Origin of the sequence: Bordetella ansorpii (genome assembly GCF_900078705.1) — a bacterium.
Taxonomy (GTDB): Bacteria; Pseudomonadota; Gammaproteobacteria; order Burkholderiales; family Burkholderiaceae_B; genus Bordetella; species Bordetella ansorpii_A.
This window is the reverse complement of sequence record NZ_FKIF01000001.1, coordinates 106689-123640: the sequence shown is the minus strand read 5'-3', so window position 1 is coordinate 123640 and position 16952 is coordinate 106689. Positions and strand designations below refer to the sequence as shown.

The 16952-nt window shown below is 67.8% G+C and carries 16 protein-coding genes and 1 pseudogene; 13 read left to right on the top strand and 4 right to left on the bottom strand.

Annotation, left to right across the window (positions count from 1 at the left end):
* The first annotated feature begins 61 nt into the window (after window positions 1-61).
* The 3 genes from A6745_RS00425 to A6745_RS00415 all read left to right on the top strand — a co-directional run bounded on the left by A6745_RS00425 (window position 62) and on the right by A6745_RS00415 (window position 3565).
* Window positions 62-847 (top strand): inositol monophosphatase family protein, encoded by a 786-nt coding sequence (locus A6745_RS00425; RefSeq protein ID WP_066122238.1) that lies wholly within the window; start codon window positions 62-64, stop codon window positions 845-847.
* A gap of 237 nt (window positions 848-1084) precedes the next feature.
* The gene (locus A6745_RS00420; protein WP_066122234.1) at window positions 1085-2680 is read left to right on the top strand and encodes a TerC family protein; all 1596 of its coding nucleotides are present in this window, start codon (window positions 1085-1087) and stop codon (window positions 2678-2680) included.
* 24 nt (window positions 2681-2704) lie between these two features.
* Window positions 2705-3565, top strand: coding sequence for an undecaprenyl-diphosphate phosphatase (locus A6745_RS00415; protein ID WP_066122231.1), 861 nt, complete (start codon window positions 2705-2707; stop codon window positions 3563-3565).
* A gap of 21 nt (window positions 3566-3586) precedes the next feature.
* Here A6745_RS00415 and A6745_RS00410 read toward each other — a convergent pair whose 3' ends face one another.
* Window positions 3587-4540: a LysR family transcriptional regulator gene (locus tag A6745_RS00410; RefSeq protein ID WP_066122230.1), complete on the bottom strand. Its 954-nt coding sequence runs from the start codon at window positions 4538-4540 to the stop codon at window positions 3587-3589.
* Between the two features lie 78 nt (window positions 4541-4618).
* Between A6745_RS00410 and A6745_RS00405 the strand changes: the two genes are divergently transcribed.
* The 9 genes and pseudogenes from A6745_RS00405 (at window position 4619) to A6745_RS00365 (ending at window position 12960) form a co-directional block, all read left to right on the top strand.
* Window positions 4619-5629 (top strand): alpha/beta fold hydrolase, encoded by a 1011-nt coding sequence (locus tag A6745_RS00405; protein WP_231885862.1) that lies wholly within the window; start codon window positions 4619-4621, stop codon window positions 5627-5629.
* Window positions 5630-5677: 48 nt separating this feature from the next.
* Window positions 5678-6652: a Bug family tripartite tricarboxylate transporter substrate binding protein gene (locus tag A6745_RS00400; protein WP_066122227.1), complete on the top strand. Its 975-nt coding sequence runs from the start codon at window positions 5678-5680 to the stop codon at window positions 6650-6652.
* Between the two features lie 266 nt (window positions 6653-6918).
* A complete protein-coding gene (locus A6745_RS00395) occupies window positions 6919-7599 on the top strand; it encodes an RraA family protein (protein WP_066122224.1) in 681 nt (226 codons plus the stop codon).
* Window positions 7596-8798, top strand: a complete 1203-nt coding sequence (locus A6745_RS00390; RefSeq protein ID WP_066122220.1) for an aminotransferase class I/II-fold pyridoxal phosphate-dependent enzyme — start codon at window positions 7596-7598, stop codon at window positions 8796-8798. Before A6745_RS00395 ends, A6745_RS00390 begins: the two co-directional genes overlap by 4 nt.
* Window positions 8799-8974: 176 nt before the next feature.
* A complete protein-coding gene (locus A6745_RS00385; RefSeq protein WP_231885893.1) occupies window positions 8975-9691 on the top strand; it encodes an ABC transporter substrate-binding protein in 717 nt (238 codons plus the stop codon).
* A 47-nt stretch (window positions 9692-9738) separates the two neighbouring features.
* Window positions 9739-10425, top strand: a complete 687-nt coding sequence (locus tag A6745_RS00380; RefSeq protein ID WP_066122215.1) for an amino acid ABC transporter permease — start codon at window positions 9739-9741, stop codon at window positions 10423-10425.
* Window positions 10418-11110: an amino acid ABC transporter permease gene (locus A6745_RS00375; protein WP_066122212.1), complete on the top strand. Its 693-nt coding sequence runs from the start codon at window positions 10418-10420 to the stop codon at window positions 11108-11110. Before A6745_RS00380 ends, A6745_RS00375 begins: the two co-directional genes overlap by 8 nt.
* Before the next feature lie 19 nt (window positions 11111-11129).
* Window positions 11130-11867 carry an amino acid ABC transporter ATP-binding protein gene (locus A6745_RS00370; protein ID WP_066122209.1) on the top strand — a complete coding sequence of 246 codons (738 nt, stop codon included), beginning with the start codon at window positions 11130-11132 and terminating at the stop codon, window positions 11865-11867.
* A gap of 161 nt (window positions 11868-12028) precedes the next feature.
* Window positions 12029-12960: pseudogene (locus A6745_RS00365) on the top strand (LysR family transcriptional regulator).
* A 101-nt stretch (window positions 12961-13061) separates the two neighbouring features.
* On the opposite strand, the gene A6745_RS00360 reads toward A6745_RS00365, so the two are convergent.
* The 3 genes from A6745_RS00360 to A6745_RS00350 form a co-directional block, all read right to left on the bottom strand.
* Window positions 13062-13841, bottom strand: a complete 780-nt coding sequence (locus tag A6745_RS00360; protein WP_066122206.1) for a UDP-2,3-diacylglucosamine diphosphatase — start codon at window positions 13839-13841, stop codon at window positions 13062-13064.
* A complete protein-coding gene (locus A6745_RS00355; RefSeq protein WP_066122204.1) occupies window positions 13834-14343 on the bottom strand; it encodes a peptidylprolyl isomerase in 510 nt (169 codons plus the stop codon). The genes A6745_RS00360 and A6745_RS00355 overlap by 8 nt, the downstream gene beginning before the upstream one ends.
* A 131-nt stretch (window positions 14344-14474) precedes the next feature.
* Complete coding sequence (locus A6745_RS00350) at window positions 14475-15164, bottom strand: tetratricopeptide repeat protein (protein WP_066122203.1); 690 nt, start codon at window positions 15162-15164, stop codon at window positions 14475-14477.
* Between the two features lie 324 nt (window positions 15165-15488).
* On the opposite strand from A6745_RS00350, the gene cysS reads away from it, so the two are divergent.
* A complete protein-coding gene (gene cysS / locus A6745_RS00345) occupies window positions 15489-16952 on the top strand; it encodes a cysteine--tRNA ligase (protein ID WP_066122200.1) in 1464 nt (487 codons plus the stop codon).

Below are 16952 nucleotides of genomic sequence, written 5' to 3'. Positions count from 1 at the left end.
TTTCGTGCCCGTTGGTGGCGATCCGGCAGGTGGCCCTTATCGCTTTTCCGTACGGAATTCTATGCATCCGATGCTCAATACCGCCATCAAGGCGGCCCGGCGTGCCGGCACCATCATCAATCGCGCCAGCCTCGATCTGGAACACCTCACCATTGCGCGCAAGGGGCCGCGAGATTATGTCACGGAAGTCGATCGCGCCTCGGAAGAGGCCATCGTCGAAGTCCTGCAGACGGCCTATCCCGACCACGCCTTCCTGGGCGAAGAGTTCGGACAGCAAGGCGACGAGAACGCGGAATTCCAGTGGATCATCGATCCCCTGGACGGCACCACCAATTTCATCCACGGCCTGCCCATCTACGCCGTGTCGATCGCGCTGCTGCACCGCGGCCAGGTCTCGCAGGCGGTGGTCTACGACCCGACCCGCAACGAACTGTTCACGGCCAGCCGCGGCAGCGGCACCTTCCTGAACGACCGCCGCGTGCGCGTCACGGGCCGCACCCGCTTCCACGACGCGCTGCTGGGCGCGCACTGGGCAGGCTCGGCCGGCCCCGACGGCGGCGCCGCGCGCTTCCGCGACATGGCGCAGGGCTGCTCGGGCGTGCGCCGCCTGGGCTCCACCGTGCTGGACCTGGCCAACGTGGCGGCCGGCCGCCTGGACGGCTTCTGCGGCGTGGGCCTGAAGCCCTGGGACGTGGCGGCGGGCAGCCTGCTGGTGCTGGAAGCCGGCGGCCTGATCTCCGACTTCGAAGGCGAGCAGGGTTGGCTGAAGTCCGGCGACGTGCTGGCCGGCAGCCCCAAGATCTTCACCCAGATGATGGGCAGCCTGCAGCCCAGGCCGGCCGCCTGACGGCATCGCCGCTTCGTACGGCCGGCCCCGGGCCGGCTTTTTTGATGCCGGGCCGTTCCGTGCGCGAGGCGACGCCGCCCGCGCGGGCATCGGCCGCATTCCCGCCGCCCACGCCGGCGGCCGGGCCGCCCGCCTCGCCTGCGCGTGGGGTTTCCCCGCGGTTGGCGGTGCGGTCGCGCCAAGGCTGTCACACGATTTCTTGTACGATTACCGGTTTCCTACTTCCCGGAGCTCCTGATGGAGTGGCTGCTGGACCCCGCTGCGTGGGTCGGCCTCCTTACCCTGGTGGTCCTCGAGATCGTCCTGGGTATCGACAACCTAATCTTCATCGCCATCCTGGCGGACAAGCTGCCGCCGTCCCAGCGGGACCGCGCGCGCATCCTGGGCCTGAGCCTGGCGCTGGTCATGCGCCTGGGGTTGCTGTCCGTCATGTCCTGGCTGGTCACCCTGACCGAGCCGCTGTTCTCCGTCGGACCCGCTTCGTTCTCCGGGCGCGATCTCATCCTGATGATCGGCGGCCTGTTCCTGCTGTTCAAGGGCACCATGGAGCTGCACGAGCGCATCGAGGGCGGCCATGCCGAGCACGCCGGCGGCCCGCGCGTCTATGCCAGCTTCTGGGTCATCGTCACGCAGATCGTGGTGCTGGACGCCGTGTTCTCGCTGGACTCCGTCATCACCGCCGTGGGCATGGTCGACCATCTGGCCATCATGATGATCGCCGTGGTCATCGCCATCGGCATCATGCTGGTCGCCTCCAAGCCGCTGACGCGCTTCGTCAACAAGCATCCCACCGTGGTGGTGCTGTGCCTGGGCTTCCTGCTGATGATCGGCTTCTCGCTGCTGGCGGAAAGCTTCGGCTTCAAGGTGCCCAAGGGCTACCTGTACGCGGCCATCGGCTTTTCGGTGGCCATCGAGGCCCTGAACCAGGTGGCGCGCCGCAACCTGCTCAAGCTGGACGCCCGCCGTCCGATGCGCGAGCGCACCGCCACGGCCGTGCTGCGCATGCTGGGCAAGCGTCCGCCGGCCGCGGGCGACGAGCCCGCCGAGCCGGCCGCCGAGAGGCCCGACATGCAGGCCTTCGGCGTGGAAGAGCGCAACATGGTCAGCGGCGTGCTGACCCTGGCCGAGCGCAGCATCCACTCGATCATGACGCCGCGCAACGACATCACCTGGATCAACATCGACGACGATGCCGGCGAGATCCGGTCGCAGCTCGACGCCTCGCCGCACAGCTTCTTCCCGGTGTGCCGGGGCTCGCTTGACGAAGTCATCGGCATCGGCCGCGCCAAGAGCATGGTGGCGCAGCTGATCACCGAGGGCCGCATCCGGCGCGACACCCTGCGCGATCCGATCATCGTGCACGAGAACACCGGCATCCTGGTGCTGATGGACACGCTCAAGCGTTCGCGCGGCCAACTGGTGCTGGTCACCGACGAGTTCGGCGCCATCGTGGGCCTGGCCACGGCCATCGACGTGTTCGAGGCCATCGCGGGCGAATTCCCCGACGAGGACGAGATGCCCGACATCGCCGTCGAGCAGGACGGCGTCTGGAAGATCGACGGCGCGGCCGATCTGCATCATGTGGAACAAGTGCTAGAGGTCGAGGGCCTGATCGACGAGTCCCAGGACTACACGACGCTGGCCGGCTATCTGCTGGCGCGCTTCGGCCACCTGCCGCAACCCGGCGACGCCTGCGAATTCGACACCCCGTACGCGCGGCTGCGCTTCGAGGTGCTGCAGCTCGACGGCCGCCGCATCGCTTCCGTCCGGGTCGAGAAACGCCCCTACGAGCCCACCGATCCCGATGCGGCGCCCGAGGGCGGCGACGCTTAACTTTTCCGGTCCTCATCCATCCACATGTCAGACGGCACGCTATACCTGATCAAGGCCTTCGTTCTCGGTATCCTCGAGGGCCTGACCGAATTCATCCCGGTGTCCAGCACGGGACACCTCATCCTGTTCGGCGACCTGATCCATTTCGAATCCAGTTCGGGCAAGGTGTTCGAAGTCGTCATCCAGCTCGGTTCCATCCTGGCCGTCATGTGGATCTTCCGCGCCCGGCTGTGGCAGCTCGTCGCGGGCACGCTGCGCGGCGAGCGCCAGGAAGTGGCGTTCACGCGCAACCTGATCGTCGCCTTCCTGCCGGCGGCGGTCGTCGGCGCCATCTTCATCTCCGCCATCAAGCGCCTGTTCTACGCGCCGGAAGTGGTGGCGGTGACGCTGGTGCTGGGCGGCCTGATCATGCTGTGGGTCGAGCGCCGCACCCATCACACGCCGGGCGACCAGCCCGGCGCGGCCGACGATACGGCCTCGGACGAGCGCGCCACGGCGCATACGCTGGAGCAGATCACCTGGAAGCAGGCCCTGGCCGTGGGCGTGGCGCAGTGCCTGGCCATGATCCCGGGCACCTCGCGTTCGGGCGCCACCATCATCGGCGGCATGATGGCCGGCATCCAGCGCAAGACGGCCACCGAGTTCTCTTTCTTCCTGGCCATGCCCACCATGCTGGCCGCCGCAGTCTACGACATGTACCGCAACATGAGCCTGCTGACCTCGCACGACCTGTCCGCCATCGCCGTGGGCTTCGTGGCGGCGTTCTTCAGCGCCTTGCTGATCGTGCGCGCCGTGCTGCGCTTCGTGGCCAACCATACCTACCGCATCTTCGCCTGGTACCGCATCGCGCTGGGCATCGTGGTGGCGGCGGTGCTGATGGCCTGATGGCCGCGGGCTGGCGGGCGTTCAGTCCGCGGCCCCATCCGCGTCGGCGTCGCGGTACAGCGCGCCGATGGCCTCCCAGAGGCCGCGCGCATGCACGGTATCCAGCGTGCCCTGGCACGCATACAGGCGGACATCGATATCGATGTCCTCTCTTTTTTCGCCTGCGCGCACGATGCGGCCGTGCAGCAGGTCTTCGCGCACCAGGCTCAGCGGCAGCCAGGCCAGTCCCATGCCCTGGCGCACCATGGCGTGCAGCGAGTCGGCCAGGTCGGCCTCGTACACGGTGTAGAGCTGGTCGCGTCCCCCCGCGGCCGCCAGCACGCCGTCCAGGATGGCCCCCAGCGCCATGCCGGGGGCATAGGCCAGATAGGGCACCCGGGGCTGCGCGCCGCCGCGCGGCAGGGCGAACTTCGGATAACCCGACACCAGCGGCGCCGAGACGGCCACTATGGCGTCGCGCCCCACCGAGCAGGACAGCAGGTCCTGCATGCCGGGCGGAATCGCGCCTTCGGGGGCGTGCCCCAGCATGAAGTCGGCCTGGCGCTGGCGCAGCATTTCCAGCCCCGGCCGCAGGCTGGTGGTCTTCACTTTCCAGATGGCTTCGCCATAGGTGCCGCGCAGGTCGGCGATCAGCCGCGGCAGCAGCGTGTGCGACAGCGTGCGGCCCGCGGCGATGACGATGGTCGGCAGCGTCCGGTCGGGCTGCTGTGCCAGAACGGCACGGGTGTTGCGCAGAATAGCTTCGATCTGGCGGGCGGCCGCGGCCAGCGCGCGACCTTCGTCCGTCAGCGGGCTGTGGCGGGCGCCGCGCGTGGCCAGCGGCGCGCCGGCCCATTCCTCCAGGGCCCGCAGACGCCGGCCGAATGCGGGATGCGTGATGCCACGCAGTTGCGCGGCCCGGCTCAGGCTGCCGGCCTGGCCCAGGGCCAGCAGGTCGCGCAGCAGGGCCAGGTCCAGGTCTTTCGGTGTCTCCATGGCGAGCGTCTCTCGATGTTTGGTCTGTGCCAATCCGGCACAGCTTACTGCATCCCGTCCGAAAGGAATCGCATCGGCATGGATACACTGCACGGCAATCGAGCGATCCGCGCCATGTCTCACGTCTCCCTACGCAGCATCCGTTCCCATTTCTTCGGCGGCGCCACCGCGACGGTGCGTGGCTTGCCTGTCGAACAGCGCGCCGTGGCCGCCGGCTTGCCTCGGCCCGTGGACATGAACGGCACCTACAGTGTCGGACAGATGTACGCCATGCACTACGCCTTGGCGCGGCCCCGCTTTCCGTTCCCGGTGGTGCTGTGGCATGGCGGCGGCATGACGGGCGCCCAGTGGGAGTCCACGCCGGATGGCCGTCCTGGCTGGCTGTGGCGCCTGCTGGAGGCCGGTTTCGACGTCTGGGTATGCGATGCGCCCGAGCGCGGCCGGGCCTCTTGGGCCATGTATCCGCAGGTCTACGAGGCGGCGCCGATCTTCCGCAGCCACGAAGAGGCCTGGGAGCTGTTCCGCGTGGGCCCCGGTGAGGCCGTCCCGGACGGCGCGGACACGCCGAACGCCACCGCCCCACGGCTCGCCCCTCACCCCGGCACGCAATTCCCGGTCGAGCATTTCGAACGCTTTGCGTGCCAGTTCGTGCCGCGCTGGCTGGAGCATGGCGACATGACGCTGGCCGCCCATGACGAACTGATCGCGGCCGTCGGGCCGTGCATCGTCATGGGACACAGCCAGGGAGGCGGCCACGCGGCCCATGCGCTGCAACGGCACCCTGGCACCGTGCGGGCCACCGTCATGCTCGAACCCACGGGGATGCCGGCCGACGCCGCGGCCACGCCGGCCCAGGTGCCCCAGTTGGTGCTGTGGGGCGATTACCTGGACCACAGCCCCCTGTGGCGCAGCTACCGGGAGTCCGTGGACCGGCACGTCGAGGCGTTGCGGCAACGCGGCGCACCCGTCGCGGTGCTGGACCTGCCCGCCGCCGGCCTGCATGGCAACAGCCATGCCTGCATGCTGGACCGAAACAGCGACGAGGTGCTGGGGCACGTCGTCGCATGGCTTTCCAAGGCATTGGAATAGCCCATGCCGCCCCCCTTAGAAAGATAGTAAACACAGGAGAGACCCAGCATGTTCAAGCGTTCCATCGCGGCCCTGGCCGCCGCCGGCGCCCTGTTCGGCGCGTCGCCCTCGGCCATGGCCAAGGACTACCCGGCCGAACCCATCCGCCTGATCATCCCGTTCGCGCCGGGCGGCACCGCCGACATCGTCGGCCGCCTGTTCGCGCAGAAGCTGGGCCAGAAGCTGGATGGCACCGTCATCGTCGAGAACAAGGCCGGCGCCGCCGGCGTCATCGGTTCGCGCTTCGTGGCCGAAGCCAAGCCCGACGGCTATACGCTGCTGCTGGCCTCGTCCAGCACGCACGCCGCCAACCCGGCCATCTACGCGAAGCTGCCCTACGACGCCGTGGCGGATTTCACGCCGATCACGCAGATCGTGTCCGTGCCGGGCGTGCTCAGCGTCAACGAGGACGTCAAGGCCGCCACGCTGGCCGACCTGATCGCCGATTCCAAGGCCAAGCCCAACCAGTACACCTACGCCTCTTCGGGCGCGGGCACGCTGGGGAACCTGGCGATGGAACTGCTCAAGAAGAACAGCGGCGCCGAGATCATGCACGTGGCCTACAAGGGCGCCGGCCCGGCCTTCAACGACGTGATCGGCCGCCAGGTCTCGATGATCTGGGAGCCGCTGCCTTCGTCGCTGCCGTTCATCAAGTCGAACCGCCTGCGCGCGCTGGCCGTGGCCTCCGCTCAACGCCTGCCCGAGATCCCGGACGTGCCGACCTTCGCCGAAGCCGGCATCAAGAACTACGACGTATCGGCCTGGAACGGCCTGCTGGGCCCCAAGAACATGCCCGCCGAGCTGTCGGACAGGATCTACAAGGCCGCGGCCGAGGCGTTGAAGGATCCCGAGCTGCGCCAGCGCTTCAAGGAGCTGGGCGGCACCGTGGTGGGCAATACCCCCGATCAGTTCAAGGCGGTGATGACTTCGGAAATCGCCAAGTGGAAGGACGTGGCGGCCAGCGCGAACATCAAGCTGGACTGATCGGCACCGAAAGCTGGACGGATCCGGCCTGAGAGCCGGACCGATCGAGCGAGGCAGCAAGCATGGCGAAGCAGCAGCGGCGAAGTCTCAGGACTTCGCCGCTTTTTCTCGTGGCAAAACGCCGGCTGCTACGAATAAGGGTTTACCCTGAACGTATTGATGCGCGAATTTTTTTCGTGAATTCCTCAGAATTTATATCGTTTTGAGGAAGCGGCTACCAGGGCTTGTAATGCATGCCTTCTCCAGTACGGCATGAGTTCCTCCCCATGAGTTCTATCGGTTTTCGCATTCTTCCCTTGCCGCAACCCCCGGTGGCGGACGACATCGTGGCGGGTTTCGCCGAGATCGGCTCCGCCCAGGTCAGCGACTGCATGGGCCGCCTGTACGGCGTGCGAGGCCTGCGCGCGATGCATGCCGGCGCGTCCCGCATCGTCGGCCGCGCGGTCACGGTCAAGACCCGTCCGGGTGACAACCTGATGATCCACAAGGCGATCTCGCTGGCGGGGCCGGGCGATGTCCTCGTGGTCGACGGCGGCGGCCAGACGGCCAACGCCCTGGTCGGCGAACTGATGGCCATGGATGCCGAATCGCGCGGCATCGTCGCCTTCGTCATCGACGGCATGATCCGCGACCTGGACGTGTTCCAGCAAGGCAAGTTCGGCTGCTTCGCGCTGGGCGCGGCGCACATGGGGCCCTACAAGGACGGCCCGGGCGAAATCAACGTTCCCGTGAGCATTGGCGGGCAAGTCGTGTGCGCGGGCGATGTCATCCTGGGCGACGCCGACGGCGTGCTGGCCATTCCGGCGGCCCAGGCCGCCGACGTGCTGGCCGCCGCCCGCAAGAAGGAAGCGGACGAGCAGGTCACCAAGGAAAAGCTGCGTTCGGGCACCTACACCAAGCCTTGGGTCGACCGCGCCATCGCCGAGAAGACCGGAGGCGCGAAATGAGCATCGTCGCCGACAAGATCAGGCGCATCAAGCTGTCGCCCAGCGTGGCGACCCGCGCCATCGTGGCCCGGCTGCGCGAGGAAGGCCGCCGCATCATCGACCTGACGGTGGGCGAGCCCGACTTCGCCACGCCCCGGCACATCTGCGACGCCGCCATCGCGGCCATGCAGCGCGGCGAGACCAAGTACCCGAATTCGCAGGGCACGATGCCGCTGCGCCGCGCGGCGCGCGCGCGCCTGCTGGAAGAGACGGGCGTCGACTATCCCGAGGACCGCATCATCGTGGGCACGGGCGCCAAGCAGGTCATCTACAACGGCCTGGCCGCCACCCTGAATGACGGCGACGAGGTCATCATCCCCGCGCCGTACTGGGTGTCCTATCCCGACATGGTGGCCGTCAACGGCGGCGTGCCCGTCGCCGTGGCCGCCACGCCCGCCGAGCAGTACAAGCTGACGCCCACCGCCCTGGAAGCCGCCATCACGCCGCGCACCAAGTGGCTGATGATGAACGCGCCCAGCAACCCCACCGGCGCCATCTACACGGCCGACGAGTGGCGCGGCCTGGTCGAGGTGTTGAAGCGCCATCCGCACGTGTGGCTGATGACCGACGACATCTACGCGCGCCTGAACTTCACCGGCACGCCCACCGTGCATCCGCTGCAGCTGGCGCCGGAACTGGCCGGCCGCACCCTGGTGGTCAACGGCGTGTCCAAGGCCTACGCGATGACCGGCTGGCGCATCGGCTACGGCGCCGGCCCGGAAGAACTGATCAAGGCCATGGCCATCCTGCAATCGCAGAGCACGTCGGGCGCCTGCTCCATCAGCCAGGCGGCCGCGACCGAGGCCCTGTCCGGCCCGCAGGATTGCGTGGCCGAGTTCGCCCGCACCTACAAGGCGCGCCGCGACGCCGCCGTCGCCGCGCTGACCGGCGCGGCCGGCCTGTCCGTGGTGGTGCCCGAGGGCGCGTTCTACGTGTTCCCGGACTGCAACGGCGTGATCGGCAAGCGCACGCCGGATGGCACGGTGCTGGCCACCGACACCGACTTCGTGCACTACCTGCTGCGCGAGGCCGGCGTGGCGGTCATCGACGGTACGCCCTATGGCGTGCCGGGCACGTTCCGCCTTTCTTTCGCGGCCGCGCTGGAAGATATCCAGCAAGGCTGCTCGGCCATCCGCGCGGCGTGCGAACGCCTGGCCTGAGCGCAAGCCGGGCCGGCGGCGGGCGCCGCCGGCCTTTCGTTCCGCATCACCACCACACAAGGGGATTCAATATGAAGTTGCTGGCTACTGTCACCCTGGGCCTGAGCCTGGGGCTGGGCCTGTTCAGCGCCGCCGCGCACGCCGACCAACTGGCCGACATCAAGTCGCGCGGTTCGTTGACCTGCGGCACGCTGGGCACCTCGCAACCGTTCAGCTACCAGGACAACGCCACGCGCACCGTCGTGGGCTATGACGTCGACATGTGCAAGCTGGTCGCCGACAAGCTGGGCGTGAAGGTCGAGTACAAGCTGCTGTCCGTCGCCGCCCGCGTGCCCGAGCTGAACGAAGGCCGCGTCGACATCCTGGCCGCCAACCTGGGCTACTCGCCGGACCGCGCCGAACAGATCGCCTTCAGCCACGCCTATTACGTCAGCCCGCAGAAGCTGCTGGTGCGCAAGGATTCGGGCCTGGACACGATCGAGTCGGTCAACGGCCGCCGTATCGCCGCCACCAAGGGCTCCAGCTCCGAGCGTGAAATCAAGCGCATCATGGACAAGTCGCAGGTGCTGGGCTACACCGACAGCTCGGCCGCCTACCTGGCGCTGCAGCAGAAGAAGGTCGACGCGCAGTTCGCCTCGGAACTGGTGCTGGTCCGCCTGGTGCTGCAAAGCCCGCCCAACGCGCCCGTCACCGTCATCGACAAGTCGGTGTTCGACGAATCGTGGGGCCTGGGCATGCGCAAGTCCGAGCCGGCGTTCATCGCCGCCGTCAACAAGATCCTGGACGAGGCCGAAGCCTCGGGCGAAGCCGCCAAGCTGTTCGACAAGTGGTTCGGCGACGCGACGCCGTACAAGCTGAAGCGTTCGTTCAAGATCGCGCCCATCGCGGGCTGATCCGCCATCGGCGCCGCCTCGCGCGGCGCCGTTTCCGGAGTTTTCGCGTGTTGCTAGAAACACAATTTCTTTCTCAGCTTGCCGACGGCATGCTGACGACGGTGCAGCTGTTCCTGGTGTCGTGGGTGCTGGCCTTCACCCTGGCGGTGCTGCTGGTGCTCATCCGCAGCACCGAACTGTGGCCGTGCCGCCTGTTCGTCAGCGCCTATGTCGAGTATCACCGCAACGTGCCCCTGCTGGTGCAGGTGCTGTTCTGGTACTTCGGCATGCCCGAGCTGCTGCCCGAAGTGGTGCGCGAGTGGCTGTACGCGCACAACGCCGAGCTGTCGCTGGCGGCGATCGCGCTGGGACTGGGCTCGGCCGCCTACATCGCCGAGGACATCCGCAGCGGCCTGCGCGCCATCCCGTTCACCCAGTTCGAGGCCGCCCGCGCGCTGGGCTCGTCCTATCTGCAATGCATGCGCCACGTGATCGTGCCCCAGGCGTTGCGCATCTCGATTCCGCCGCTGGTGGGCCGCGCGCTGCTGCTGTTCAAGAACACCAGCGTGGCCATGGCCATCGGCGTGGTGGAACTGACCTACCAGGCGCGCGAGATCGAGAACGAAACCTATCGCACCTTCGCCACCTTCGGCGCCGCCACGATCATGTATCTGCTGGGCTCCTTCCTGTTGATGTACATCGGCTCGCGCATCTATGCGCGCTACAGCCTGGGCAAGGGAGGCGGCCGTGCTTGATATCCTGAACCAATACTGGCCCATGCTGCTGGTGGGGCAGTACCCCAACGGCCCGCTGGGCGGCCTGGCGCTGACGCTGCTGCTGGCCTTCCTGGGCCTGGTGCTGTCGTTCCCGCTGGCCCTGCTGATCGCCATCGCGCGGGTCAGCCCGTACCGCTGGATCGCCATCGGCAGCCGCCTGTTCGTCAACACGGTGCGCGGCATGCCGTTGCTGATGCTGATCTTCTGGGCCTATTTCGCCGTTCCCAAGCTGACGGGCGAGTCGATCAGCGGCTTCTGGACGCTGGTCTGCGCCCTGGTCATCTACGAAAGCGCCTATCTTTCGGAAGTGGTCCGCTCCGGCATCGAGGCGATCCCGAAGGGCCAGATCGAGGCCTCGCGCTCGCTGGGCGTGGGCTACTGGACGACGATGCGCCGCGTGATCCTGCCGCAGGCGCTGTTCAACGTGCTGCCCAGCATGACCAGCCAGTTCGTGTCGACCATCAAGGAAACCTCGCTGGGCTATGTGATCAGCGTGAACGAACTGACGTTCGCCGCCAACCAGATCAACAACATGGTGCTGACCCAGCCCCTGCAGGTGTTCGGCATCCTGGCCATCATTTACTTCCTGGTGTGTTTCAGCCTGAGCCGCAGCGTGGCCTGGCTGGAAGGCTGGGTCCGCCGCAGCCGCAGCATGCCGGCCTGACGGTCAAAGGAATCGAATCATGATAAAGCTCGAAGGCGTCAACAAGTGGTATGACGCGCATCATGTCCTGAAGGACGTCGACCTGGATGTCGCGCGCGGCGAAGTGCTGGTGGTGTGCGGCCCCTCGGGGTCGGGCAAGTCCACCCTGATCCGCACGATCAACCGGCTGGAGCCCATCGGCGGCGGCCGCATCCTGATCGACGGCCAGGATATCCACGCCAAGGGCGTGAACATCAACCGCCTGCGCCAGGGCATCGGCTTCGTCTTCCAGCAGTTCAACCTGTTTCCGCACATGAGCGTGCTGGACAACGTGACGTACGCCACGGTCCACATCCTGAAGACCCCGCGCCGCGAGGCCGAGGCGCAGGCCGCGCAGTTGCTGGAGCGCGTGGGCATGGGCCACAAGGCCGAGGCCTATCCGGGCGCCCTGTCGGGCGGCCAGCAGCAGCGCGTGGCGATCGCCCGCGCGCTGGCGCTCAAGCCGCCGGTGATGCTGTTCGACGAGCCGACCAGCGCGTTGGATCCGGAAATGGTCGGCGAAGTGCTGCAGGTGATGAAGTCCCTGGCGCGCGACGGCATGACCATGGTGTGCGTGACCCACGAAATGGGCTTCGCGCGCGAGGTCAGCGACCGCGTGATCTTCATGGACGCCGGCCAGATCCTGGAGGCCGCGACGCCCGCGGAGTTCTTCACGGCGCCGCGTCATCCGCGCGCCCAGCGCTTCCTGGCGGACATCATCGCGCATCACCCGGCATGACGGGCGTGCGTGACGCCGGGCAGCCGGGGCCGGCCGGACGGGATCCGGATTCGCCGAGCGCGGCCCGGCCTGGCGCGGCCCGACGGGATTTCACCGAGGGGCAGGGGATTGCCGCCGGTGGTATGGTTGGACTCTCCCATCGCCCGACCGCTCATCCGGCCATGTACACCCTGAAGCAACTGGAGGCGTTCTACTGGAGCGCCGTGCTGGGCAGCTTCAGCGCCTCGTCCCGCAAGCTGCACGCCACGCAGTCCGCGGTGGCCAAGCGCGTGGGCGAGCTCGAGGGCTTTGCCGGCATGCCGCTGTTCGAGCGGCGCGCCAAATCCCTGGTCCTGACGCAGCACGGCCGCAAGCTCTTCGAGCGCGCGCGCGCGAGATGCTGGAACTGAACAGCCGTATGGTGCTTGAAATGGCCGATCCGTCGCGCTTCGAGGGCAGCGTGCGCCTGGGCGTGACCGAACTGGTGGCGCTGACCTCCCTGGCTGGCGTCATCGGCGAGCTGAACCGGCTGTATCCCAAGGTGCAACTGCTGCCCGAAATCGAAGGCGGCATCACGCTGTACGAGCGGCTGCAGCGCGACGAACTCGACCTGGCCATCATGCCGGGGCCGTTCTGGAGCTACGAATACGAGTGCGTGCACCTGGGCTCGGTGGTCAACGTATGGATGGCCAGTCCGTCGCTGCCGCTGGATCCCTCGGCCGACCTCTCGCCCGAGGACCTGGCGCCGTTTCCGGTGATCAGCCAGCCGTCGAACTCGGCGCTGTCGCATCTGTACGATGCCTGGTTCGCCGAGCAGAACCTGTCGGTGAAACGCGTGCTGACCGCCAACAGCCTGGGCATGATGGCGCAGTTGGCGATGCTGGGACTGGGGATCAGTTATCTGCCGGGCGCGTATTTCGCGCCGCTGGTGGCCAGCGGCGCGCTGTGCCGGCTGCGCGTGCGGCCCGACCTGCCCACCATCAACTACTACGCCGTCCACAAGAAAAGCGCGATCAATCCGGTGATCAACACCGTCATCGACATTGCGCGGCAGGCTTGCGATTTCGAGGTGGCGGGCTCGTTCCTGCCGATGGCGCCGCCCAGGCCGGGCTGACATCCGCCGCGGCCAGCCACCCCGGCCGCGCGGCAGCGGGACATCTCGTTCCCGCAGGCGGGGCAGTCAGCCCTTGTCCGAAAGGCTGCCGTCCTTCGGCTTCAGTCTTCCGACGCGTCGCCGAGATCGTAGAACTGCGGGCCGTCCTGGTCGATGACCAGCCAGCCGCCGCGCGCTGAGCCGTGGTCGCAGTCCCAGTCGGGCAGCACCCAGCGCTCGCATTTCCTGCCGTCGATCATCAGCACGTGGCGGTCGGGGCGGTGCGTGTGGCCATGCACCATGAGGGCCACGTCCGCGTCACGGAAGGCGGTCTCGACCGCGCCCGCGTTCACGTCCATGATTTCCGTGGTTTTCGCCTGGTTGGCCGCCATGCTTTCGCCGCGCGCCTGCTGGGCCATCTGCAGGCGCTCGGGAATGCTCTTGGCCAGGAACTGCTCTTGCCAGCGGGGATCGCGCACCATGGCGCGGAACTGCTGGTAGGCCGCATCGTCCGTGCAGTACTCGTCGCCATGGCTGAGCAGCACGCGGCCGAAGCCGGTGTCCAGCAGCGCCACGTCGGGCAGCAGTTGCGCGCCCACGGCCCGCGCCAGTTCGGCGCCCATCAGGAAGTCGCGGTTGCCGCGCCCCAGGTACACCGGCACGCGCGCGGCGGTGGCCTGCAGGCCGCTCAGGGCCTGCGCCAGCCAGGGCGGCGCGGCGCGGATCACGTCGTCGCCGATCCAGGCATCGAAAAGATCGCCCGGCAGCAGCAGGGCCGCCGCCTCGTTCGCCGCCACGTCGAGAAAGGCGAGGAAGGCCTCTTGCGTGGCGGGCGTGGCGGGACCCAGGTGCACATCGGAGGCCAGCCAGGCCGGCCCCTCCGGCAGCACCAGATTATTCAAGGATCTCAGCCTTGGTGATGACCACGTCCTCGGTCGGCACGTTCTGGTGGAAGCCGCTGTTGCCCGTCTTCACGCTCTTGATCTTGTCGACCACCTCGGTGCCTTCGGTGACCTTGCCGAATACCGCGTAGCCCCAGCCGTTGGGGGTGGGGGCGGTGAAGTTCAGGAAGTCGTTGTTGGCGACGTTGATGAAGAACTGGGCGGTGGCCGAGTGCGGATCGCTGGTGCGGGCCATGGCCAGGGTGTACTTGTCGTTCTTCAGGCCGTTGTTGGCCTCGTTCTCGATGGGAGCGTGCGTGGGCTTCTGCTTCATGCCCGCTTCGAAACCGCCGCCCTGGACCATGAAGCCGTCGATCACGCGGTGGAAGATCGTGCCGTTGTAGAAGCCTTCCCTGACGTAGGTCAGGAAGTTCTCGACCGACTTGGGCGCCTTCTCGGCGTCCAGCGTGATGACCATGTTGCCTTGGTTGGTTTCCAGTTTGACGCGGGGATTCGTGCTCATTTGTGATGTGCCTTTGGAAGCAGAGGGGGAGGGGGCGGCCGGCTGGGCGCCGGCGCCGGCGGGCAGCAGGGCCGCCACGGTGACCGCGCACGCCGTCAGGCGTCGCAGGGAGAGCGGGAGGCGAAAACTCATTATTGCCGTTTTTCCTTCAGCAGATTTTCGATTTCCTGCGCTTTGTCCTTCGCGCCGGGGGCGCCTTGGCCACCGGCCTGCCGGTACGCGCGCAGGGCCATCAGAAGTTGGAGGTCGCCCAGGTTGGCGCGCGCGTCGGCGTAGGTCGGATCGGCGCGCAACGCCATGTTCAGAGCGTCTTGCGCGCGGTCCAGTTCGCCGCGCGTGGCGTACAGGGCAGCCAGGTTGTTCCACGGCTCCGGCAATTCCGGAAAGCGCGTGGTCATGTCAGTGTAGACGTCAATCGATTCCTGCGTGCGGCCCAGCGCGGCCAGGGCGCGCGCGTGCTGGAACATCAGTTGCACGTCGGTGCCGCGGGTGCCTTGCCGGTCGCGTTCGGCCTGCCGTTTCTCGATCAGCGCCAGCGCCTCGTCGTTGTGGCCCTGGGTCAGCAGCCGTTCGATGCGGTCGGTGACTTGCGAGGGGGCGGGATCCAGCCGCGTGTCGACGCCGGGCTTCAGCGTTTCGAGCAGGTTGGCCAGGCCCTCCCAGCCGCCGTCGGGCGGGATGGGGTCGAGCGTGGTGAGATTGGCGTTCGGCGAGAGGTGCCCGCCGCCGGCGCCGCTGCCGCCCCGGGCGGATTTCGCGTGGGCGAAAAGAGGGGCGGCGCTGAGCGCCGCCAGCAGCAACGCGATGGGAAGACGCGGCATGTTGGGTTCCGTTGTGGTCGGCATCGGCGGACACGCTGGGCGCGCAACCGGGCCGCTTGCTATACTTGACGACCGCCATTTTAGCCCCGGTTGCGTTTCTGGCATTGCATGCCCCGACAACGCATCCGACATTGGCATGTCCTGGCCGGGGGGCTGGCAGGGGCTGATGGGCGGCTGGAAGGATGTGGCCGCCCGGGGGCACGCCCCGCGTTCAAGGGGGGCCGCCATCCAGGCCGCCGCCCGCCGGGCAGGCCTCGGCCGTTGCGCGGGGCGGTTCATCCCGACGCCATCCGAAGAATACATTTGCCACACACACAGGGCGCCATGCTTCACATCTACAACACACTGTCGCGTGCCAAGGAACCGTTCAAGCCGGCTACCGCCGGTCAGGTGGGCATGTACGTGTGCGGCATGACGGTCTACGACTATTGCCACCTGGGGCACGCGCGCATGCTGGTGGCGTTCGACGTGGTGCAGCGCTGGCTGCGCGCCAGCGGCTACCAGGTCAATTACGTGCGCAACATCACGGACATCGACGACAAGATCATCCGCCGCGCCGTCGAGACCCACCGCCGCATCGGCGAGGTCACCGAGTTCTACATCGACGCCATGCACGCCGACGAGCGCGCGCTGGGCGTGCAGACGCCCGACAACGAGCCCCGCGCCACGCAGTACGTGGGAGAAATGCTCGACATCATCGGCCGCCTGCGGGAAAAGGGCCTGGCCTACCAGGCCGACGACGGCGACGTGAACTACGCCGTGCGTGGCTTCGAAGGCTACGGCAAGCTGTCCGGCAAGACGCTGGACGACCTGCGCGCCGGCGAACGCGTGGCGGTGGGCTCGGCCAAGCGCGATCCGCTCGATTTCGTGCTCTGGAAATCGGCCAAGGCCGAAGAGCCCGAAGACACCAAGTGGCAGTCGCCCTACGGCATGGGCCGCCCGGGCTGGCACATCGAGTGCTCGGCCATGAGCCGCTCGCTGCTGGGCCTGCCCCTGGACATCCACGGCGGCGGCCCCGACCTGAAATTCCCGCACCACGAGAACGAGATCGCGCAGACCGAAGGGGCCTTCGGCGGCAGCCTGGCCAACGTCTGGATGCATTGCGGCCCGCTGATGGTCGACGCCGACAAGATGTCGAAGTCGCTGGGCAACTTCCGCACCATCCGCCAGACCGTGGCCGATGCCGCCGAGCTGTCCGACACCGAGGCGTCCTACCAGGCCAATCCGCGCGAAGCGGAAATGCTGCGCTTCTTCATCGTGCGCAACCACTACCGCAGCCCGCAGAACTACACGCCCGACAACCTGCTCGATGCGCAGAACGCGCTGGACCGCCTGTACCAGGCGCTGCAGAACGTCGCGCCCGACCCGCAGGGCATCGACTGGAACGAGCCCCAGGCACAGGCCTTCAAGGCCGCGATGGACGACGATTTCAATTCGTCGGGTGCCGTGGCGGCGCTGTTCGAACTGGCCTCCGAGGCCAACCGCACGCGCAGTGCGCGCAGCGCCGGGCAGTTGAAGGCGCTGGCCGGACTGATTGGCCTGCTGCAGCAGGATCCCGCCGACTACTTCAAGAAGTCCACCCGCTACGGGGCCCGCGGCGCGCAGCCGGCCGGCGCCGCCGGGGGGGCGCTGGACGAGGCCGCGATCGAAGCCCGCATCGCCGCCCGCGCCGCCGCCAAGCAGGCGCGCGACTTCGCCCTGGCCGACCGCATCCGCGCCGAACTGCACGCGGCCGGCATCGAACTCGACGACAAGCCGGGCGGCGTGACGCAGTGGCGCCGCGCCTGA

Excerpts from the sequence above, each read along its gene's own strand:
- A6745_RS00425 (WP_066122238.1), top strand. The coding sequence starts at position 62 with ATGCATCCGATGCTCAATACCGCCATCAAGGCGGCCCGGCGTGCCGGC.
- A6745_RS00420 (WP_066122234.1), top strand. The coding sequence starts at position 1,085 with ATGGAGTGGCTGCTGGACCCCGCTGCGTGGGTCGGCCTCCTTACCCTG.
- A6745_RS00415 (WP_066122231.1), top strand. The coding sequence starts at position 2,705 with ATGTCAGACGGCACGCTATACCTGATCAAGGCCTTCGTTCTCGGTATC.
- A6745_RS00410 (WP_066122230.1), bottom strand. The coding sequence starts at position 4,540 with ATGGAGACACCGAAAGACCTGGACCTGGCCCTGCTGCGCGACCTGCTG.
- A6745_RS00405 (WP_231885862.1), top strand. The coding sequence starts at position 4,619 with ATGGATACACTGCACGGCAATCGAGCGATCCGCGCCATGTCTCACGTC.
- A6745_RS00400 (WP_066122227.1), top strand. The coding sequence starts at position 5,678 with ATGTTCAAGCGTTCCATCGCGGCCCTGGCCGCCGCCGGCGCCCTGTTC.
- A6745_RS00395 (WP_066122224.1), top strand. The coding sequence starts at position 6,919 with ATGAGTTCTATCGGTTTTCGCATTCTTCCCTTGCCGCAACCCCCGGTG.
- A6745_RS00390 (WP_066122220.1), top strand. The coding sequence starts at position 7,596 with ATGAGCATCGTCGCCGACAAGATCAGGCGCATCAAGCTGTCGCCCAGC.
- A6745_RS00370 (WP_066122209.1), top strand. The coding sequence starts at position 11,130 with ATGATAAAGCTCGAAGGCGTCAACAAGTGGTATGACGCGCATCATGTC.
- A6745_RS00355 (WP_066122204.1), bottom strand. The coding sequence starts at position 14,343 with ATGAGCACGAATCCCCGCGTCAAACTGGAAACCAACCAAGGCAACATG.
- A6745_RS00350 (WP_066122203.1), bottom strand. The coding sequence starts at position 15,164 with ATGCCGCGTCTTCCCATCGCGTTGCTGCTGGCGGCGCTCAGCGCCGCC.
- cysS (WP_066122200.1), top strand. The coding sequence starts at position 15,489 with ATGCTTCACATCTACAACACACTGTCGCGTGCCAAGGAACCGTTCAAG.